This window comes from Prevotella sp. AM42-24 (assembly GCF_003461825.1).
Lineage (GTDB): Bacteria > Bacteroidota > Bacteroidia > Bacteroidales > Bacteroidaceae > Prevotella > Prevotella hominis.
The window spans coordinates 137,404-159,507 of the sequence record NZ_QTXV01000002.1; the positions used below are offsets into that span (position 1 = coordinate 137,404).

Genomic DNA, 22,104 nt, shown 5'->3' on the forward strand with positions numbered 1-22,104 from the left:
CTCTTCAACATTTATATTTTAGACCTTTTCTATATTCAAATATGAGACCTTTTCATCATCATGTTAATCCTATATTTATATAATGTATATGAGAAAAATATTATTCTACCTATTTCTATTGACCGTTACGAGCATACAGGCAAATCCTGTAGATGACATCCTGGAACGCATTGACAAAGGCGCTTCACGCAAGTTTCAGACCATACTGGTAAAATCAGACAAAGACTTTTTTGAGATTGACCAGAAGTCTCATCCTTCCTCCAACAGCAGGAAAACTTCATCTCCTATCATCATCCGGGGCAACTCTTGGGTGAATATTGCCGTGGGTGTCAACTGGTATCTCAAACACTATGCCGGCATCCATATCTCCTGGAACAATATGACGGCTAAAATACCTGCCGTATTGCCACGAGTTGAGAAAAAGGAGCGCCATGAGACAGATCTCAAATTGCGCTATGATTTCAACTACTGCACCTTCTCCTACTCGATGGCTTTCTGGGACTGGAACCGTTGGCAGAAAGAAATCGACTGGATGGCTCTGCATGGCATCAACATGCCGCTTGCCATCGTAGGCGAAGAATGTGTATGGAGAAACATGCTCCTCAAGTTAGGCTATACAGAGGAAGAAGTCGGCAAATTCATTGCCGGTCCTGCTTTCCTGGCTTGGTGGGAAATGAACAACCTCGAGGGATGGGGCGGTCCGCTGCCACTCAACTGGTACAAGCAACAGGAAGTATTGCAGAAGAAGATATTGGCAAGAATGAAAGAGCTTGGTATGAAACCTGTCTTGCCGGGCTATTGCGGTATGATGCCTCATGACGCCAAAGAAAAGTTAGGACTCAACGTGACTGATGGTGGTCGCTGGAATGGTTATCAGCGCCCTGCCAACCTATCGCCTACGGATGCCCGATTTGCAGAAATCGCAGACCTATATTATAAGGAGCTCACCCATCTCTTCGGTAAGGCTTCCTATTACTCCATGGATCCTTTCCACGAAAGCAATGATGATGCTGCCGTTGATTACGGAAAAGCAGGAAAGGTGCTGATGGATGCCATGAAGCGTGCCAATTCTGAGGCTGTGTGGGTGGTTCAGGGATGGACCGAGAATCCACGTCCACAGATGATAGAAAATCTGAAGGTTGGCGACCTCCTCATACTCGACCTCTTCTCTGAATGCCGCCCGATGTTCGGAAGTCCGAGTATCTGGAAACGGGAAGGTGGATACGGCAAGCATCAATGGCTCTTCTGTCTTCTGGAGAACTTTGGCGGAAACGTAGGTCTTCATGGAAGAATGGATCAGCTTCTCAACAACTTCTATCTAGCTACAGGAAAAAAGAACGTCCAAAAGCAAGAGAATTCTTCATTTATCACTAACTCTTCAATGAAGGGTTGGGGCTTTACGATGGAAGGTTCAGAAAACAACCCGGTGATGTTCGAACTGATGAGCGAACTGCCTTGGAGAGCGGAGAAGATGACCAAGGAAGAATGGATCCAGGAATACTGCTTTGCCAGATATGGCGTCCACGATGATACAATCGTGAAAGCCTGGACTTTGCTTGCAAAAAGCATCTACAACTGTCCGCTCGGCAACAACCAGCAAGGTCCCCATGAGAGCATCTTCTGCGGACGCCCATCATTAAACAATTTCCAGGTTTCCAGCTGGTCGAAAATGCACAACTACTATGATCCGGAAGACACCCGACAGGCTGCCATCCTCTTCGCACAAGTAGCTGATAAATACAAAGGAAACAACAACTACGAATATGACCTCGTGGATATCTGCCGACAGGCTCTCGCAGATCAGGGCAGAAAACAGTACCTGAAGACGATTGCCGACTACAATGCCTTTGCCCGTAAAGACTTTGACAAGAATGCAGACCGATTCCTGAAGATGATTCTCCTACAGGACAAACTCTTAGGCACCCGTTCTGAATTCCGTCTGGGACATTGGACAGAACAGGCACGCAAAATCGGCAAGACTACGGCAGAGAAAGACCAATATGAATGGAATGCTCGTGTACAGATTACCACATGGGGAAACCGCACCTGTGCTGATAAGGGAGGGCTCCGAGACTATGCACACAAGGAATGGCAAGGTTTACTGAAAGACTTCTACTACAAAAGATGGAGTACCTATATGAAGGCATTAAAAGACCAGATGAAAGCCAGCACCCAAGTGGATTACGAAGCGTTAGGCGGTGGCAAGAATGCTAACAAGACTGCTGCCGAACTCTTCCAAATGGCATTGCCTGGCGGTCCGGTAATTGACTGGTATGCTATAGAGGAACCATGGACTCTGCAGCACAATACCTACAGTGATCAACCTGAAGGAGACTGTGTGGAAGTGGCGAAGGAAGTTATCAATTTTATCAGATAAGAACTATTAAGAACAAGATAAAACACCCAGAAAACTATGATCAGACTCAAATCTCTGGATATCATGCGAGGGCTCACAGTAGCCCTCATGATATTGGTCAATAATGGCGGTGAACAGAACTATCATATTCTGACGCATAGCAAGTGGAACGGCTTGACTCCCTGCGACCTGGTCTTTCCTTTCTTCCTCTTCATGATGGGTATGTCCACCTATCTGTCTTTGAGAAAGACGGAGTTTAAGCCCTCGCTAATTATCTACAGAAAAATCGCAAAACGCACCATCTTGCTTTTCCTTATCGGACTCAGTATCAACTGGTTTGATATGATTTGTTCGGGTAATGGATTAGACTTTGCGCATCTGCGTATATGGGCAGTCTTACAGCGCATAGCCCTCTGTTATGGCATTGTATCCCTGTTGGCCATCCATATCAACCAACGGTATTTTGTCCATATCATCCTCGGCATCATCATAGTCTATATGGGCATCTTAGCTTTCGGCAACGGTTATGCCTACGATGCATCAGTCAACATCATCGCCCAGGCAGATCTCCATTTTTTCGGCTACGATCACCTCTATCATAAGAGTCCGGTAGATCCCGAAGGACTGCTGAGTACATTGCCAGCCATCGCCCATACGATGATAGGTTTCCTCTGTTGCAAATACATCAGCATTGCAGGCCAGAACGTTCATTCCAAAATTAAGTTTTTGAAAATCAGTGGTCTTGTCATGCTCATTCTTGGTTTCTTCCTTTCCTTGATTGGTTTCGGCATCAATAAGAGAATATGGAGTCCAAGCTATGTATTTGTGACCTGTGGTTTTGCTGCCTGGACCTTGAGTCTGCTCATCCAATGGATTGACAGGGGTGAAATCAGTGCAGAAGGAAAGAATGAAGCAAATGCGGAAGGAAAGACGATAAAAACAACGGAGAATCCGATAACAGTTCTGTTTCTGTCATTCGGAATGAATCCACTTTTTCTTTATGTCCTGAGCGAGTTCCTTGCCATCGTTTTCGGAACATACGGCATCAAGGACGACCTGTTAGGCCTCATCAGGAATGTCATTTCAGACGAGTATCTGGTTTCCCTCACCTATGCCCTGTTTTTTGTTGCCATTCATGCAGCGATGGGCATCTGGATGTACCAAAAGAAGATTTTCATTAAGCTATAATGCAAATGTTTGCACTACTATTTCCGACTTATTATATTAAAAAGCATAAAAATAAGGTGGAGTTCAGAAAATTATTTGTATTTTTGCAGACAGAATAACAAAATTAGATATATCTAAATAGAATATGAACATTTTAGAGTTAAGCGAACAGGAAATCGTTCGCAGACAAAGTCTTCAAACATTGCGCGAGATGGGCATTGATCCATACCCAGCTGCAGAGTTTCCAACCAATGCATTCAGCACTGATATCAAAGCTGAATTCAAAGACGAGGAAGAGCCACGCCAGGTAGTCATCGCAGGTCGTATGATGGGCCGACGCGTAATGGGTAAAGCCAGCTTCGCAGAGTTGCAGGACTCAAAGGGAAGAATCCAGGTCTATATCGCACGCGACGAGATTTGTCCAGACGAGAACAAAGACCTTTATAATACTGTTTTCAAGAAACTTCTCGACATCGGTGACTTCATCGGTGTAAAGGGTTTTGTTTTCCGCACACAGACTGGCGAGATTTCAGTTCACGCCAAGGAACTGTGCCTGCTCTCTAAGAGTCTGAAACCACTCCCTATCGTAAAGTATAAGGATGGTGTTGCTTACGACAAGTTCGACGACCCTGAGTTGCGCTATCGTCAGCGCTATGTTGACCTCATCGTCAACGATGGCGTAAAGGATACTTTCTTGCAGCGTGCTACAGTTCTCCGTACACTCCGCAGCGTTCTCGACAACGCTGGTTATACAGAGGTGGAGACTCCTACTCTCCAGAGCATCGCTGGTGGTGCTTCTGCCCGCCCATTCATCACCCACTTCAATGCGCTCGATCAGGATATGTATATGCGTATCGCTACCGAGCTTTATCTGAAGCGCCTTATCGTAGGTGGTTTCGAGGGTGTTTATGAGATTGGCAAGAACTTCCGTAACGAGGGTATGGACCGTAACCACAACCCAGAGTTCACCTGTATGGAACTTTATGTTCAGTACAAGGACTACAACTGGATGATGTCATTCACTGAGAAATTGCTCGAGACTATCTGTATCGCAGTCAATGGAAAGCCAGAACGCGAGATAGATGGTAACATCATTAGCTTCAAGGCTCCATATCGCCGTCTTCCTATCCTCGATGCCATCAAGGAAAAGACTGGTTTCGATTGCAACGGCAAGACAGAGGAAGAAATCCGCGCATTCTGCAAGGAGAAGGGCATGGATGTAGATGAGACCATGGGTAAGGGTAAGTTGATCGACGAGCTCTTCGGCGAGTTCTGCGAGGGTACTTTCCTCCAGCCTACTTTCATCACCGACTATCCTGTTGAGATGTCTCCACTGACAAAGATGCACCGTTCTAAGCCTGGTTTGACAGAGCGTTTCGAGTTGATGGTCAACGGTAAGGAGCTTGCCAACGCATACTCAGAGCTCAACGACCCAATCGACCAGGAAGAGCGTTTCATCGACCAGATGAAGTTGGCTGACAAGGGTGACGATGAGGCAATGATCATCGATCAGGACTTCCTCCGCGCCCTCCAGTATGGTATGCCTCCAACATCAGGTATCGGTATCGGTATCGACCGTCTCGTCATGTTGATGACAGGCAAGACCTTCATCCAGGAGGTATTGTTCTTCCCTCAGATGAAGCCTGAGAAGAAGATGCCACAGAGTACTATCAAGGAATGGGCTGAGATCGGCGTGCCAGAGGATTGGGCATACGTGCTCCGCAAGGCAGGTTTCAACCTGATTTCTGACATCCGTGAAGAGAAGGCTCAGGGTCTTCAGCAGAAGATCGGTGAAATCAACAAGAAGTACAAACTCGGCTACGAGAAGCCTTCTGTTGATGATATCCAGGGCTGGATTGACGCAGCAAATAAGTAATATATATTAATGTATAATTGGGGCAGCATACTCCAATTATACATTATTAGTTATACATTAAACATAAAACGAAGTGTTCAACTGCGGAAAAATTGCTATTATTGGCGGCGGTAGCTGGGCTACGGCAATAGCCAAGATTGTGGTGGGGCATACTCATCACATAGGTTGGTATATGCGACGCGACGACCGCATCGAGGACTTCAAGCGCTTGGGGCATAATCCTGCCTATCTGATGTCGGCAAGATTCAATGTGGATGAGATTTTCTTCTCTTCAGACATCAATAAGATTGTGCAGAACTACGACACACTCGTATTCGTCACCCCATCGCCTTACCTTAAGAATCATCTCAAGAAACTCAAGACTCGCATCAGCGACAAGTTTATCATCACAGCCATCAAGGGTATCGTACCTGACGAAAACCTCGTTTGTTCGGAATATTTCCATCAGGTATATGACGTGCCTTATGAAAACCTGGCTTGTATCGGTGGCCCTTCTCATGCAGAAGAAGTTGCGCTGGAGCGTCTGAGTTATCTCACCGTGGGCTGTAGCGACACAGATAAGGCTCGCGCCTTTGCCAACGACTGTCTGGCAAGCGAGTACATCAAGACCAAGACTTCAAGCGATGTCATCGGTATCGAATACTCATCAGTCTTGAAGAATGTATATGCTATTGCAGCAGGCATCTGTGGCGGTCTGAAATATGGCGACAATTTCCAGGCGGTACTCATGTCGAATGCCGTTCAGGAGATGCACCGTTTCCTCACTGCCGTCCACCCTATCGACCGCAGCATGTACGACTCAGTATATCTCGGTGACCTGCTCGTAACAGGTTACAGTAATTTCTCACGCAACCGCACCTTCGGTACCATGATAGGTAAAGGCTATAGCGTGAAAAGTGCACAGATAGAGATGGAGATGATTGCCGAGGGATTTTTCGGTACAAAGTGTATGAAGGAAATCAATCGCCACATGCACGTCAACATGCCGATTCTCGATGCTGTATATAATATACTGTACGAGCGCATCAGTCCGCAAATCGAAATCAAACTCTTGACTGATTCGTTCAGATAAAGGAGAAAAATTAACACATTCATTTAGATATTTAAATAAGAAAATGAAAAGTATCAGCTTAAACATTACTAAGGCTGCATCATTCCTCGCAGAAGGTGCAGTAAAGGCTTACGAGCCTAAGGTAAAAGCCGCTCAGGAAGCTCTTGAGAACGGCACTTGTGAAGGTAACGATTTCTTGGGATGGTTGCATTTGCCATCTTCTATCACCCCTGAATTCTTGAATGAGATTCAGGCAGTTGCCAACACATTGCGTGAAAAGTGTGAGGTTGTTGTTGTTGCTGGTATCGGTGGTAGCTACCTTGGTGCTCGCGCCGTTATCGAAGGTCTCGGCAATTCTTTCGCTTGGCTCGTAAATGATAAAAAGAATCCAACAATCCTTTTCGCAGGTAACAACATCGGTGAGGATTACCTCTACGAGTTGACTTCTTTCTTGAAGGACAAGAAGTTCGGTGTTATCAATATCTCTAAGTCTGGTACCACAACTGAGACTGCTCTCGCTTTCCGTCTTTTGAAGAAGCAGTGCGAGGATCAGCGTGGTAAGGAAGAGGCTAAGGATGTGATTGTAGCCGTTACCGATGCCAAGAAGGGTGCTGCCCGTACTTGCGCTGACAAAGAGGGTTATAAGAGTTTCATCATTCCTGACAATGTAGGTGGTCGTTTCTCTGTTCTTACTCCAGTAGGTTTATTGCCTATCGCAGTTGCTGGTTTCGACGTAAAACAGCTCGTTGCAGGTGCTGCTGACATGGAAAAGGCTTGTGGTAAAGACGTTGCTTTCGATGAGAACCCTGCTGCTATCTATGCAGCTACTCGTCAGGCACTCTATACACAGGCTGGCAAGAAGATTGAGATCGTTTGCAACTTCCAGCCAAAACTTCACTACTTCGCTGAGTGGTGGAAGCAGCTCTATGGTGAGAGCGAGGGTAAAGACCAGAAGGGTATCTTCCCTGCAGCTTGCGACTTCACTACCGACCTTCACTCTATGGGTCAGTGGATTCAGGAAGGTGAGCGTTCTATCTTCGAAACTGTTATCAGCGTAGAGACTCCTAACGAGAAGTTGCTCTTCCCTCACGATGATGAAAACCTTGATGGTTTGAACTTCTTGGAGGGCAAGCGTGTGGATGAGGTGAACAAGATGGCTGAACTCGGTACTCGCTTGGCTCACGTTGACGGTGGTGTTCCTAATATCTTGGTTAACGTACCAGAGTTGAACGCTTACTACCTCGGTCAGTTAATCTACTTCTTCGAGAAGGCTTGCGGTATCAGCGGTCTCTTGGAAGAGGTAAACCCATTCAACCAGCCTGGTGTTGAGGCATACAAGAAGAATATGTTCGCATTGCTCAACAAGCCTGGTTATGAGGCTGAAAGCAAGGCTATCCAGGAGCGTTTGGCTAACGAGAAATAATCGATATTAAGAAATCATTTCATTATTGATGAAAGAAATTATTTCAAAATACTTAAAAGACCACGGCTTTGGGGAATTCAACCCTAAAGCCGTTCTTTTTGATATGGATGGCGTGCTATACAACAGTATGCCTAATCATGCCGTGGCCTGGCAGGAATCTATGAAGCAGTTTGACATCCACATGACTGCAGCTGATGCTTATGCCACAGAGGGAGCACGAGGTATCGATACCATCCAGATGATGGTGAAAAAACAGAAAAGTATCGACATATCTCTGGAAGAAGCTCAGAAAATGTATGATGTAAAGACGGATATCTTCCACTCTATGCCAACGGCAGAAATCTTCCCTGGTGTTAAGGAAATCATGCAGAAGATTAAGGATGCTGGTATGCAAGTGGGTGTGGTTACCGGTAGCGGCCAGCGCCCTCTCATCATGCGCCTACTCAATGACTTCGGCGATTTTCTGGATGAAGAGCATATTGTAACTGCGTATGACGTGAAACGTGGAAAACCAAACCCTGACCCATACCTGATGGGATTGCAGAAAACGGGCAATCTTCAACCATGGGAAGGTATCGTTGTAGAGAATGCTCCATTAGGAGTCAGAGCGGGTGTTGCTGCTAACATCTTCACGGTAGCTATCAATTCCGGTCCATTACCAGATAATGAGTTATCAGATAAAGGCAGTAATCTTCTTTACCATCAGATGACCGAATTCTGCAATGACTTCGAGAGTTTAATAGAAATGGCACATCAGCAGAGCCAGATATTCAAAACAACAAAAACGTGTAAGTAAACATCATTACTTACACGTTTTTATTAACTTTTTATATAATGTACTATTCCTTCAACCAACGACCTATCAAATTAATAATTTCCTGACGAGTAGGCTCTGGAAAGGAAAGAATACGGGTCTTATGAGAACCTCCCGGACACATATAAACATGCAAGTTTTGCTTGTTCTTTGTAAATGGAAGTCCATAAATACCAGAAGCACTCCATGGGTCGATAGAACCATAGATATAAACCATCTTAGGATCATTCTTACTCAGGAAATCTACTGTGTGCTTATATAATACAGGAGAAAATTTCACTTCCTCCGCATCCTTCGGCAACATCAACCGATGCAAATATCCCTTTGCCGTCTTAATACTCAGATATCTCTTGAATGGTTTTGTATAATAGCCATAGTAACCTAATTCTTTAGCCGCCTGCACATCAAACGAGAAATAGGGATTCTGATTGGAGAAATAATCGGGTTCACAATGACTCATCCAATACTTGAATACAGCTAAATCATCAGCCTCTCTTGTAGGAATCTTTTGGATATCAGAACCCCACTGCCAGAAAGCAAATGCATACTCAAAGACAGAGAAGTCATATATTTCAGCCAAAGGGGCATTGAATGTATAATGCTTGTCATTGCAATATTTCTCAAGCATAGGAAGAAGAGCTGCCTTGCGCTTAAAGAGCAGAAGCTGGAAGTCGAGCACTTTCTGTCTGTTTTCAGGAGTCGAAACTTCATATTGGAGAAATTTCTCATGTCTGCCATCCTCAACACTTCTGTTGAGTGGAGCTACGTATGGAACAGAAATATCAATATCGTTTGGAAAATAGGAACGGTAGAACATGGTTGTCTGACCACCCTTACTGATGCCCGTAGCCATCCACTTACCCTTATATAAAGCATGTAATGCTTCATTCACATGATGCAAATCATAAAGAGAATTCTCCACTGTCAGATAATCCCAGTTGCAAGGGCTTGGCATGGACTTATCAAAATAACGGTACTCCACGGTAATGATGTTGGTATCGAAAAGCTTGGACAGTTCCTCTATATATCCCTCATGCAACGCATAATTGGCATCATAGCCTTCTGTAACAAGTACTGTTGGACGGTCAAAACCGCGATGACAGAGCACTACCCGCTGCTCAAACTGACCAACCTGCGGGTTCTTAGCATCTAATTGCTGCTTGATAAAGAACACGTATTTTTCTGGGAAACAAGTACTCTGCAGCGGTTCCACTTTACTCACACCAGGAAGAGCCGCTAACCGTTTACCAGCTTCACCCAATTCTGCTGCCAACATCTGCAAAGGCAGGATGAGCAACATCAACAAACAAGCTGACTTTAATGATTTTGTTTTCTTAAAAAATTTCATTGCTTTCAAAGATATTATACTTTTGAAGATATTATATTTTGAAATACAAAGGTACTGCAAAAACCAGAGAAAAAAGAAAATAAAATGAGAAAAAGTATAATTTGATAAATCTTCCCCACAAAAACGTAGCAGATTGCTTTGCTATTCCATCAAAAAAACTTATCTTTGTGCCCGAATTTCAGTACAATTCAAATACAGAACAGCATATTGTACTTGTGAATAAAAAGAATTAAAAGGATAAATACGATAAAGGACAAATATTAAAAAGAAAGATATGAAAAAGATTATTTTTCCAATCATGTTGATTACATTGTTGGCTTCATGCTCAGAAAGCATTGAAGACAGAGCAGCAAGAGAGGCTAAGGAATATACAGAGAAAGTATGCCCTACTCCTTTCGTGAATGATGGGCGCACAGACAGTACGGTATTCGACAAGAATACCCGTACCTATATTTATTATATGACTTTGAGAAACAAAGCAGATAATGCCATACTCATCAAACAGAACCACAAGAAACTCTATGATGCACAAAAGCAGTCATTAGACAATAATCCAGGACTTCAGAAATACAAAGAAGCCCATTTTGCTTTCAGATTCATCTATCATTCTGCTAAAAATCCAAAGGAAGTTCTATTGGACGAAACCTTTAAATATTAAGACAGAAAAGGTCATTGATTAAAAGCAGAAAAAGACAAAGATTAAAAGCAGAAAAAGACAAAGATTAAAAGCAGAAAAAGACAAAGATTAAAAGCAGAAAAAGTCCCGAAGAAAGATTTAATTCTTCGGGACTTTTATATTATTTCTACTGGAAACCGACCAGTAATGCTGTCTTTTACATTTAGTACCCCATTTCCTGAAGTGCAGTTGCCAACTGGTCTGGACAGCTTGTTGGTTTGTTGCCGCAGGTAATACCCTTCAATCGGGCAATCACTTCCTGCGCCTTCATACCTCTTATCAAGGAACAAACGCCCTTGGTATTGCCATCACAACCACCGATAAACTGCGCATCCTGTACGACTCCATTCTCATCTACACTGATGCAGATGTACTTGGAGCAGGTACCATGAGTCTGATAAGTCACCTTGGTAAGATGCTTTACATTCTCGTTGTTGATCATAGAAAACTTATTCAGCGTCAGCAGGAATTTCTGGCTTCATGTTGGTATAGACAGTCTGAACATCGTCAAACTCCTCCAACTTCTCAACCATCTTGTCGATAGTCTCACGCTCCTCAGCAGTTACATCCTTCAAATCATTAGGAATGTAAGTGAACTCAGCACCAGTTACCTCGAAGCCCTCAGCCTCCAAGTGCTTCTGGATTTCACCGAAGCTTGTAGGAGCACCATAGATAGTGATTTCATTGTTCTCCTCATCCTCATCGAACTCGTCTTCTACACCATAGTCGATCAGGTCGAGAATCATCTCATCCATATCCAGACCATCCTTCTTCTTGAATGTGAACACAGCCTTGTGATCGAAGAGGAAAGAAAGGGAACCTGTAGTACCCAAGTTGCCGCTGAACTTATTGAAAATAGAACGAACATCAGCTACAGTACGAGTAGTATTGTCTGTCAATGTGTCAACAAATACAGCAACACCGTGAGGACCATATCCCTCGTATGTTACCTCCTTGTAATCGCTGGTATCCTTGCCACAAGCGTTCTTGATGGCACGAGCGATGTTATCCTTAGGCATGTTCTCACGCTTACAGTTAGCGATGATAGCACGCAAAGTAGGATTGTTCTCTGGCTCAGGACCGCCAGCCTTTACTGCAATTGCAATCTGCTTACCTAACTTAGTAAATGTCTTGGCCATGTGGCCCCATCTTTTCAGCTTTGTAGCTTTACGATATTCAAATGCTCTTCCCATTGGAATAAATTTTAAAAATGTTTATCGTTTTGTTTAAAATATTATCTTAACTCTGCATTGAGCTTGCCTGTCAGGTTGGTAATCAACTTCTTCATGATTGCATCTATCTGCTTGTCATTCAAAGTCTTTTCTTCATCCTGAAGAATGAAGTTGACAGCATAACTCTTCTTGCCAGCTGGCAAGTTCTTACCTTCATAGACATCAAAGAGAACGACACTCTTCAGAAGTTTCTTCTCTGTCTGACGAGCGATTTGCTCAATCTGCTCAAACTGTACACTCTTATCTACCAAGAGAGCCAGGTCGCGGCTTACTGAAGGATACTTACTGATATCAGTATAGGTGAGGTTTACCTTCTTGATGGCCTTCATCAGGTTGTCCCAATGCACATCAGCATAGAATACATCCTGCTCAATATCAAAAGCCTTCTTCAACTTGAGACTCAAGATACCCAACTCTACCAATACCTTACCTGCACGTGTCTCATACTGTACACCCTTAGAGAAGATATTGTTGTCGCTATGCTTAATCACAATGTTATTGGCAGGCATGCCAACACGACGAAGGATATTCTCTACCACAGCCTTCAACTCGTAAATGCTACTCTGCTCATCAGCATGAGCCCAGTTGCCCTCTACACGCTTACCGGTAATGAGAAGAGAAATATGACCCTCCTGAGTATAACCCTTGATAGGATTCTCAGCATCCCACTTCTCCTTATTATATATATAGGTGTTACCAACCTCGAAGAACTTCAGATTCTGACTCTTGTGATTGATGTTGCGAGAAACACTCTCCAAACCGCCAAAGAGCATAGTCTGACGCATCACACCGAGATCAGTACTCAATGGATTCATGATCTTAACAGTATGCTCATCAGGATAAGCATTGAGTTCCAAATCAGTATAATAGCTTGCCTTGGTAAGAGAGTTGTTCAGAATTTCCATGAAACCTTCACCCACCAACTGCTCTGCTACGATATTCTGAGTATGATAATGCTTATCTTCCTCTCCCTGAACTGTCAAAGAACTCTTCAACTGGGTAGGAATTTCCACATTATTATAACCATAGATACGGAGAATGTCCTCTACTACATCACAAGGACGCTGAACATCTACACGGAATGGAGGAACAAGGAGATCGATGCCTTCAGCATCCTCCTTCACAATCTTCATCTCCAGGGATGTAGCAATGTTCTTGATAGTCTCCACACCGATTTCCTTACCGATGAGACGATGAGCGTACTCATAGTTCAAGCGAACAGGGAAATCCTGAATAGGCTCTGGATAAACATCCTTGATTTGCATGGAAATCTTACCACCTGCAAGTTGCTTGCAGAGAATAGCAGCCTGCTGCAAAGCATAAATCTGTCCGTTTGGATCAACACCACGCTCAAAACGATAGCTGGCATCTGTACTCAAACCATGACGACGTGCACTCTTGCGAATCCAGGTTGGATGGAAATAAGCACTCTCCAGAACTACATTCTTGGTGGTCTCGTATGTACCAGAACCCTTACCGCCAAAGATACCAGCGATACACATTGGCTCTTCTGCATTGCAGATGCTCAAATCGTGCTCACCAAGTGTATGTTCCTCACCATCGAGGGTAACAAACTTAGTTCCTCCTGGCTGGGTACGAACTACAATCTTATGACCGGTTACCATGTCAGCATCAAAACAGTGCAATGGCTGACCATATGCCATCATGATATAGTTGGTAATATCCACAATATTGTTGATTGGGCGCAAGCCGATGATATTCAACTTATCCTGCAACCACTTTGGACTTTCCTTTACTTCACAATCTGTGATACTTACACATGCATAACGCTTGCAAGCATCAGTATTCTGAATCTCTACGTCAATAGGCAGGTCCTCGTTATCTACGACAAACTCATCGCAAGAAGGACGATGAAGACTGGTCTGATAACCATTCTGCTTCAACCAAGCATAGAGGTCGCGGGCTACGCCCCAGTGACCCAGTGCATCTGCACGATTGGCAGTGATATCAATCTCAATCAACCAATCGCTCTCAAGATGATAATACTCAGCAGCAGGCTGCCCTACTGGAGCATCCTCTGGGAGAACAATAATACCAGCATGGTCTGTACCCACACCAATCTCATCCTCGGCACAAATCATACCAAGGCTCTCCACTCCACGGAGCTTGCTTCTCTTGATAGTAAAACTCTGGTCACCATCGTAAAGTACACAACCTAAGTCTGCTACGATAACCTTCTGACCAGCGGCAACATTTGGCGCACCACAGACAATCTGCTGAGGCTCCCCCTTGCCCAGGTCAACAGTTGTTACATGAAGATGATCGCTGTTAGGATGCATCTCGCATGTCAACACTTTACCCACGTAAAGACCTTTCAGTCCACCTTTGATAGACTGAACTTCTTCCAAAGCGTCAACTTCCAGACCACAAGAAGTCAGCGCGTCCGCAACTTCCTGAGGAGTCAAGTCGAAATCGACGTATTCTTTAAGCCATTTGTAAGAAACGTTCATTATAATGATTTTATTTGTATTCTCAAAATTCACATCGAAGCACCTCACGCACTTCGACTTTTTATGATTTTCTCTAAAACTTTGCAAAAATACAAAAAAAAACAGACTTAGACGAAAAAATATTCGTATATTTGCACTTATTAAAAGTTTAATGCGATTTTTCCAGCGAAAACAGAAACTTTTTCATTTGGAAGATAGATTTCAAAACAAAATAACATGCGAAAAAAAGAGTCCCCACAGATAACACCCCTGATGCACATCAGCATCTTCCTAACCTTTGGAATTCTCATCGCAAAGATGGGATACGGCTATATTGACACCATCTATTGGCTGGTGGCTACACTGCTTTCATGGGGCTTTTCATTCTATCTTCTCAAACGCTATTCATCGACAATAAACGCCCAATGCCTTTCCCTGATTTTCTGCATATTCTGTATGGGAGGAGTCCTGACTTCTCACCAATTGGATAAGAAACAGGATAAGCCGCAAATCATCACTGAAGAAAACCTTTCATCATTTGACAAAACCATGTTAGTCACTCAAGAATGCAGAAATACAATCCAAAAACAATTGCGAAGCCTCAACATCCAGGAACAGGACTTCGCCATCGTCTCTGCCATGACCCTCGGAGACAAGACCTCATTGACTAAAGAAACCAAAGATATCTATTCGATATCAGGAGCCAGTCATATACTGGCTGTCAGCGGATTACATATCGGAATTATTTTCCAACTATTCATTCTATTGTTAGGAGGACGAAGACGCAGTATCCCTACCATCATACTTTCCATCACTGCCATTTGGGCTTATGTCATCTTCATCGGAATGCCTGCCAGTGCTATACGTTCTGCTACCATGATCAGCATCTGCTGCTTTGCCATGCTTTCCCATCGTAAAGCACTGTCCATCAACAACCTCGCATTTGCCTATGTTATCATGCTCATTTACAATCCACTCTACTTATTCGACATCAGTTTTCAAATGTCATTTATGGCAGTTTATTCGATACTATTATTCTACCAGCCTCTTGAAGACCTTTGCAGTACCAGTCATTTTTATACCCGATGGCCCTGGAGTATGCTCTGCATTTCCATAGCCGCTCAAATCGGCACCATGCCACTCATCATCTATTATTTTGGTCGCATCTCATGCTATGCACTTTTCACAGGTTTCATAGCCATCCCTGCTGCCACAGTAATCCTTTGGTTATCTGCCGCTATCCTCCTGCTTACACTTCTTACCCATATACCCTTGATGAGTTTACTGTCAGAACCGCTTCTACACTTTGCAGCAAGTGGACTCATCAGTATCACTCAAGCAACGAATACGGCTCTAAAACTCACAACCATGCTGCCAGGAGCAAGCATTGATGGGATAAAAATAAATATCCCACAATTATGCCTCATCTACTTCTGCATAATCGTGGGATACATATTTATCAGGAAGACAAGGTATTATTCAAAAACCTCATCAATTCCGTTTTCTGTAAAATCATCTTCCTCTGTTTTCTGACCACAAGGATTATAATCTTCAGGAAGGTCAAACTTTGCCATTGGATCAATACCTAATGACCTATCAGCATACACCTTCTTCATGAAGATAGCCCATATAGGAAGCGCCATCGTAGCACCTTGTCCCATCTGCCCTCTGTCAAAATGGATGTCACGGTCTTCACCGCCCACCCAACAGCCGCTAACCAACTGTGGAGTGAAACCGATAAACCAACCATCACTATTATTGTTGGTCGTACCAGTCTTGGCACCAATCTGTCCCTGGAAATTATAACGATAGCGCAAACGTCCAGCAGTACCATTATCTACTACACCCATCAGCATCGTAAGCATCTTCATTGCGTTGGCAGCACCAATCACCTCATTCATTCGAGGCTGGAATGTAGCAATGGTATTTCCTTCATTGTCCTCTATTCGACTCACAAACATAGGAGCTGTACGGATACCATGATTGGCAAATACCGTATAGGCACTCACCATCTCGCTCACACTCACTTCACAAGGACCCAGACAGAGACTCAAGGATGGATGAATATCAGGATTATGAATACCGAAGTCATGGAGAATCTGAACAAACTGGTTTGGATTCAACTTGCTCATCAGATAAGCACTGATCCAGTTGTTACTCTGCGCCAGTCCCCACTTCAATGGTACCATCTGTCCATAACGGGCATGACTCACGTTACGAGGAGTCCAAGGCCTTCCGGCAACTATATATGTCTGTTGACGGTTAGGAGCATAATCACAAGGTGTGAATCCGTTCTCCATAGCTAAGCTATAGAGGAATGGTTTGATAGTAGAACCCACCTGTCTCCTACCTAAGCTTACCATATCATACATGAAGTGAGGATAATCCAAACCGCCCACATAAGCCTTGACAGCTCCAGTCTTCGGATCCATACTCATGAAACCACTACGCAGGAAACCTTTGTAATATCTGATGGAATCGAGCGGACTCATCAAGGTATCAATATCTCCATGATAAGTGAACACCGTCATTTCAATTTTCTTGCGGAAAGCCTCTTTAATTTCCTCAGGTGTGCATCCCGCAGCCTTCATCGTACGCCAGCGCTCACTCTGGGTAATAGAACGGTTCAGAATATTACGAATCTGCTGAGGAGTCAACTTATCTGAATAAGGAGAACTTGGCTTTGGCTTATTTTCCTTATCAAAAGCTGGCTGAAGATAACGGGCAACATGCTGATAAACAGCCTCTTCAGCATACTTCTGCATACGACTATCGATGGTAGTAAACACCTTCAGTCCATCAGAATAAACATTATATGGCGAACCGTCTTTCTTGAAGTTTTTATTGCACCAGCCATAGAGAGGATCCGTATCCCAGGCAATTGAATCGGCAACAAACTGCACATTGTTCCACGAAGGATAATCTGTACGAACAGGGCGTTTTGCCATCATGTACTGGCGCAAGAATTCCCTTAAATAAGTAGCCGTACCATCCTTATGATCAGTACGATGGAAGTTCAGCGTCAAAGGTTCACTTGAATAGTTCTGATACTCAGCACGGTCCATATAACCAGCCTTCACCATCTGCGAGAGAACAACATTACGACGCTCCTTGGCACGTTCTGGATAACGTACCGGATTGAAGAGCGATGGGTTCTTACAAAGGCCTATCAAAGTAGCAGCTTCGCACACCGTCAGATTCTTCGGTTCTTTATTAAAATAGGTATTAGCTGCCGTCTTGATACCGACAGCATTGTGCAAGAAATCAAAATAGTTGAGATAGAGAGCAATAATCTCCTCTTTGGTATAATAACGTTCCAACTTGATGGCAATGACCCACTCTATTGGCTTCTGGAACATTCGCTGAGCAGCACTTTGCGCAGTACTACTATACAACTGCTTAGCCAACTGCTGAGTAATGGTAGAACCACCTCCAGCATTAGTCTGCCCCAAAATACCACGCTTAATGATAGCACGCCCCAGCGCTCTGAAGTCAATACCAGAGTGCTCATAAAATCGTTCATCTTCAGTAGCCACCAAAGCCTGAACCAGATAAGGTGACATTTTCTTATAAGGTATCACAATTCTGTTTTCCTTATTCAGATTCCATGTACCGATAACCTTACCGTCAGAAGAATATACCTGAGTCGCAAAGCGGTTGATCGGATTCTGCAAATCTTCAATATCCGGCATATAGCCAATCCAGCCAAACCAAATGGCAAAGAATCCAACTATTGCAGAAACAAAACCTCCAGCAAGAAGCGCCCACAAAATATGTATGAAACGTTTTCTCATCACTAATTAAATTATATTTCAAATATCATTTCTTGATAATTTGTGCAAAATTACACAAAAAAAGTTGTTACGCAAAAGAAATCAAGGAAATTTTGCATATTCCAAATAATAATGTTAACTTTGTCGGCAGAAAAAAGACTTAGATGCTTATGGCAAGAAAACTATATCCTTTAGGAATACAGACATTTGAGAGAATCCGCAAGGAAGACAAACTCTATATAGACAAGACGGAATATATCTACCACATGACTCATACCAGTGGTACATATTTCTTCCTGGCTCGCCCTCGCCGTTTTGGAAAATCACTACTTGTCTCAACGCTCCAAAGCTACTTTGAAGGCAAGAAAGATTTGTTTGAAGGACTTGCCATCGAAAAGTTTGAGAAAGAATGGACAGAATATCCTGTACTGCATTTTGACATGAGCGGTGGAAAGCACATGGACAAGGAGCAGCTGGAAGAGTACCTGGGATATCGCCTCCAAGATGAGGAAAAAAAATGGGGAATTTCTAACCCTGCAAAAGGTAACAACAATCGTTTGATAGACCTTATCAACACTGCGTATCAAAAAAGCGGCAAACAAGTGGTCGTTCTCATTGATGAGTATGATGCGCCATTGTTAGACGTTGCTCATGACAATGACAGACTGATAGCTCTTCGTGATGTTATGCGCAATTTCTACAGCCCTTTGAAATACAGAGAACCTGTTCTCCGTTTTGTTTTTCTCACAGGCATCACCAAGTTCTCGCAAGTCAGCATTTTCAGTGAACTAAACAACATCACTCTTCTCTCCATGAATGATGACTATGCTGGCATTTGTGGTATCACAAAAGAAGAACTGCTTACCCAAATGTCGGAGGACATAGGAGAATTGGCTGAAAAAATAGGCATTACCAAGGAGCAAGCCATCGAAAAACTCAAAGAGCATTACGATGGTTATCACTTCTCTGGCGAATCACCAGACATTTTCAATCCTTACAGTTTGCTGAATTGCTTCAATGAGAAGAAATTCGGTTCATATTGGTTTGCCTCTGGCACTCCTACATACCTCATCAATATGATGCGAAAATTCGACGTTATACCATCGGACATCACAAGAGTAGAAGCTGATGCAAGCGAATTTGATGCACCAACGGAGAACATGACGACCATCATGCCATTACTCTACCAAAGTGGTTACATCACCATCAAAGATTACAACCAGGAGTATAATTATTATACCCTCGACATTCCAAACAAAGAGGTAAAAGTGGGACTGACCAAATCTTTGATTCCTTCATACGTCACCTCAAACACACTTGCTGCCACCAATACGGCTCGTCGTATAGCCCAGGCTCTCGACAAGCAGGATATGAATGGAGCATTGGGACTGCTCCAGACTTTCCTCGGCACTGTACCTTACTGCAGCAACACCAATTACGAGGGGCATTACCAACAGATGTTATACATCATTTTTACTTTGCTCACAGACTACTTAGTAGATGTGGAGGTTCATACCCCAAAAGGCAGAGTTGACATTGTTCTCCTGACCAAGACCAATCTCTACCTCATAGAATTGAAACTTAATCAGGATGCCCAGACTGCAATGCAGCAGATCAACCTCAAGAACTACCGCCAGCGTTTCGCTTTAAGCGAGAAGCCAATTACCAAGGTAGGTGTCAACTTTGACGGCACGACAAGGAACATCACAGACTGGGTAATAGAATGAGAAAACGAACAGATGTGACTCCATCAATAGATACCTATTATCTGTTTCGCCGCCGCATCTGCGAATATCAGGAAAGAACTGGCATTGACCTGTATGCAGATGGTGCCTATCAAAGTCCAGACAATCGAAAGTTTGCAAAGAACCACAATGCCATGTAGCTCAAGACTGGCAAGATGCAAAGTGGGCTCAGTTATTTTCATTCAAATCTAATCATCTTAGCTAATTGCAAAAAATAGTCATTCGACCAAATATCCAACTCTTTTGGATTTCTCACAAAAGGCAAGACATCAGCCTTTACTTGATTAATGTCTGCTGTAGCAAGCCGTTCGTTCAACTTTTGCAGGAAAGTTTCCTTGTCAAGCTCTTCCTGATTGAATTGCAAGGCTCTTTCGCACAAATGGGTAAAGTCAAGAGAGAGATTATGGCGAACATACCATTCGAAGTCATACCAGTCACGTCCCTTTACCCTGTTCTTCCAAGCACGATATACCAAGGCGTGCATCTTTCCTGCAAAGAGAGTTGGCAAGGTGAAACAGCGTGTCATGAATGACTGGGGGAGCAGAAGCAACTTCTGCTCTGTTTTGAATTTCAATGGAGGTTGGGTGTCAACTTCTATCTTTATCTTAACAGACTTCTCCGTTTGAAATGTAATATCATATACATCTGTGTTGTCTTTCAGAAAGGCAGACTCCACCTTGCCAAAATTCTTCTTGTCCTTCTTTCTGATTTCAACCTCTCTGCCCACCAACGCGAATTGGTCAATGATAGGCTGAAAGTATTGGGTAAAGTCAAAGTTCTCATTTGGAGCAAGCAAGGAAAAATCCATATCCTCTGAGAAACGCTGCAATCCATGGAATATGCGCAAACATGTTCCACCATAGAAAGCAGCCTCATTGAAAAAGCCACCATTATAAAGACCTGCAAGAATAACCTGCTGATTGACCTCAAAGATAGCATTGCGCTTTTGCTGCTCAGTCGTTATATCATAGCCCGAAAGCATTTGATTGAATATTTCGTTTGTACTCATTTTCTTAAATATTTAATTAGAGTTTCTATGGATTTAGACTTCTTGCCAACCTGAGCGTATCGCTCAAATATGCTTATGTCCATATTCTTAAAATCATCCATTTCCATTCGGATGTCCTCTTCCAAATAGACCTCAACATCTTTCAGATAGCGTAAATTAACCTTGGGAGAATTAGCAATCAAATCGCAAAGTGCTTTTTCGGGGGTTGCCATCAGAAAGGCGTAACTCTGCCTATTGATGCTTGTGATTCCTATGGGAAAAGCTTCTCTTGACATGTTCTTATACTCAAAGCGTCCTACTGGAGTATCAAAACAACGAGAATGCTTTAGTGTCATCGACTGGGTAGTATATACAGCTTCTGGGATTAAGCCATAATAACGCAAAGCCGTCTGCATTGATACGTATGAAGGAGCATAAAGATGATTGGCAACAAGTTCTGTGGATAGAGCAACACGAGACACATTTGGAGAGACCACATAAAGCCCCTTCTTGAGGCGGATAATCTTATGAGCCGCCTCAAGATTGCGCACTTTCTGATTTCCTGCTTCAATATTTGTAAACAACGAAGCTATTACCGAAGTACTGACTGGTATGTTACCTATATGTTCTAAATCCAATATCATAGTGCAAAAATAATGCAAGTGCGAGAGCTATGAAACTTGTTTCAATTGCCGAGCCGCAACTTTTTTCTGCAAAAATAGTAAAATTTTGAACAGGAAACTAACTTTTCCTTGTTTTTCTGTTCTATTTTTAGCTATTTTAATAAATAAATTGGTTAGATAGAGACTTTCCATGTGTTGGAGACAGACTTGGACATCCGTCCTGTCTATCATAAGAGCGACAATGGAATCAAGTCTCATCTCAATCTTGCCATACTGGCATATTGGGTGGTAAGCGTCACCAAATATCGCCTGAAATTGAAGAAGTATGAGAATGTGAGATGGGATGAAATTATGCGCATTGCCAGCACACAGGTTGTGGTTACTGCAAAAGTTGAAACCGTAGATGGACAGGTCATTAGTATAAGACAGAGCACAGAGGCAGAGAGTAAACTCTCCGCCATCTATGATTTGCTCTACATTAACCCCAAACCGCTCGGGAAAAGAAAATCCATGCTACACCCAAATCAGACTTCAAAAAATCCGGATATTGAAAATCAGGGAGTTACATGACGGGTAGCTGCA

The 22,104-nt window shown here is 43.3% G+C and carries 18 protein-coding genes; 11 read left to right on the forward strand and 7 right to left on the reverse strand.

The features are described from left to right. The first annotated feature begins 88 nt into the window (after window positions 1–88). The 6 genes from DW917_RS01475 (at window position 89) to DW917_RS01500 (ending at window position 8,669) form a co-directional block, all read left to right on the forward strand. Entirely contained in the window at window positions 89–2,377 is a 2,289-nt protein-coding gene (locus DW917_RS01475) for an alpha-N-acetylglucosaminidase (protein ID WP_118115880.1), read from the forward strand. Between the two features lie 36 nt (window positions 2,378–2,413). Next, complete coding sequence (locus tag DW917_RS01480) at window positions 2,414–3,544, forward strand: acyltransferase family protein (protein WP_118115792.1); 1,131 nt, start codon at window positions 2,414–2,416, stop codon at window positions 3,542–3,544. A 124-nt stretch (window positions 3,545–3,668) separates the two neighbouring features. Continuing rightward, entirely contained in the window at window positions 3,669–5,399 is a 1,731-nt protein-coding gene (lysS, locus tag DW917_RS01485; protein WP_022111147.1) for a lysine--tRNA ligase, read from the forward strand. Window positions 5,400–5,472: 73 nt separating this feature from the next. Beyond that, window positions 5,473–6,471: an NAD(P)H-dependent glycerol-3-phosphate dehydrogenase gene (locus DW917_RS01490; RefSeq protein WP_022111146.1), complete on the forward strand. Its 999-nt coding sequence runs from the start codon at window positions 5,473–5,475 to the stop codon at window positions 6,469–6,471. A gap of 43 nt (window positions 6,472–6,514) precedes the next feature. After that, window positions 6,515–7,873 (forward strand): glucose-6-phosphate isomerase, encoded by a 1,359-nt coding sequence (locus DW917_RS01495; RefSeq protein ID WP_118115794.1) that lies wholly within the window; start codon window positions 6,515–6,517, stop codon window positions 7,871–7,873. A 28-nt stretch (window positions 7,874–7,901) separates the two neighbouring features. Beyond that, on the forward strand, window positions 7,902–8,669 hold the full coding sequence (locus DW917_RS01500; RefSeq protein ID WP_118115796.1) for an HAD family phosphatase: 768 nt from the start codon (window positions 7,902–7,904) through the stop codon (window positions 8,667–8,669). Between the two features lie 43 nt (window positions 8,670–8,712). On the opposite strand, the gene DW917_RS01505 is transcribed toward DW917_RS01500, so the two are convergent. Beyond that, window positions 8,713–10,035: a S28 family serine protease gene (locus DW917_RS01505; protein ID WP_118115798.1), complete on the reverse strand. Its 1,323-nt coding sequence runs from the start codon at window positions 10,033–10,035 to the stop codon at window positions 8,713–8,715. Between the two features lie 274 nt (window positions 10,036–10,309). Between DW917_RS01505 and DW917_RS01510 the strand changes: the two genes are divergently transcribed. Further along, window positions 10,310–10,693 (forward strand): membrane lipoprotein lipid attachment site-containing protein, encoded by a 384-nt coding sequence (locus tag DW917_RS01510; RefSeq protein WP_118115800.1) that lies wholly within the window; start codon window positions 10,310–10,312, stop codon window positions 10,691–10,693. Between the two features lie 181 nt (window positions 10,694–10,874). On the opposite strand, the gene DW917_RS01515 is transcribed toward DW917_RS01510, so the two are convergent. From DW917_RS01515 to pheT, 3 genes are read right to left on the reverse strand one after another with little or no spacing between them, the layout of a single operon-like run. Further along, the gene (locus DW917_RS01515) at window positions 10,875–11,153 is read right to left on the reverse strand and encodes a TIGR03905 family TSCPD domain-containing protein (protein WP_118115802.1); all 279 of its coding nucleotides are present in this window, start codon (window positions 11,151–11,153) and stop codon (window positions 10,875–10,877) included. 7 nt (window positions 11,154–11,160) lie between these two features. Beyond that, window positions 11,161–11,904: a YebC/PmpR family DNA-binding transcriptional regulator gene (locus DW917_RS01520; protein ID WP_117661588.1), complete on the reverse strand. Its 744-nt coding sequence runs from the start codon at window positions 11,902–11,904 to the stop codon at window positions 11,161–11,163. Between the two features lie 41 nt (window positions 11,905–11,945). Beyond that, entirely contained in the window at window positions 11,946–14,423 is a 2,478-nt protein-coding gene (gene pheT / locus DW917_RS01525; RefSeq protein WP_370453501.1) for a phenylalanine--tRNA ligase subunit beta, read from the reverse strand. A 207-nt stretch (window positions 14,424–14,630) separates the two neighbouring features. On the opposite strand from pheT, the gene DW917_RS01530 reads away from it, so the two are divergent. After that, a complete protein-coding gene (locus DW917_RS01530; protein WP_118115806.1) occupies window positions 14,631–15,926 on the forward strand; it encodes a ComEC/Rec2 family competence protein in 1,296 nt (431 codons plus the stop codon). Here DW917_RS01530 and DW917_RS01535 read toward each other — a convergent pair. Next, window positions 15,869–18,187 carry a penicillin-binding protein 1A gene (locus DW917_RS01535; protein WP_118115808.1) on the reverse strand — a complete coding sequence of 773 codons (2,319 nt, stop codon included), beginning with the start codon at window positions 18,185–18,187 and terminating at the stop codon, window positions 15,869–15,871. The genes DW917_RS01530 and DW917_RS01535 overlap by 58 nt on opposite strands. Window positions 18,188–18,336: 149 nt before the next feature. Here DW917_RS01535 and DW917_RS01540 point away from each other — a divergent pair, with 149 nt between their 5' ends. After that, the gene (locus DW917_RS01540) at window positions 18,337–19,893 is read left to right on the forward strand and encodes an AAA family ATPase (protein WP_370453500.1); all 1,557 of its coding nucleotides are present in this window, start codon (window positions 18,337–18,339) and stop codon (window positions 19,891–19,893) included. After that, a complete protein-coding gene (locus DW917_RS17140) occupies window positions 19,890–20,051 on the forward strand; it encodes a hypothetical protein (protein WP_158570051.1) in 162 nt (53 codons plus the stop codon). The genes DW917_RS01540 and DW917_RS17140 overlap by 4 nt, the downstream gene beginning before the upstream one ends. Before the next feature lie 38 nt (window positions 20,052–20,089). On the opposite strand, the gene DW917_RS01545 is transcribed toward DW917_RS17140, so the two are convergent. Then, window positions 20,090–20,920 carry a nucleotidyl transferase AbiEii/AbiGii toxin family protein gene (locus DW917_RS01545; RefSeq protein ID WP_118115812.1) on the reverse strand — a complete coding sequence of 277 codons (831 nt, stop codon included), beginning with the start codon at window positions 20,918–20,920 and terminating at the stop codon, window positions 20,090–20,092. Then, complete coding sequence (locus DW917_RS01550) at window positions 20,917–21,543, reverse strand: hypothetical protein (RefSeq protein ID WP_118115814.1); 627 nt, start codon at window positions 21,541–21,543, stop codon at window positions 20,917–20,919. The genes DW917_RS01545 and DW917_RS01550 overlap by 4 nt, the downstream gene beginning before the upstream one ends. Before the next feature lie 171 nt (window positions 21,544–21,714). Here DW917_RS01550 and DW917_RS01555 point away from each other — a divergent pair, with 171 nt between their 5' ends. Beyond that, on the forward strand, window positions 21,715–22,092 hold the full coding sequence (locus tag DW917_RS01555) for a hypothetical protein (protein ID WP_233524596.1): 378 nt from the start codon (window positions 21,715–21,717) through the stop codon (window positions 22,090–22,092). Window positions 22,093–22,104: the final 12 nt, after the last annotated feature.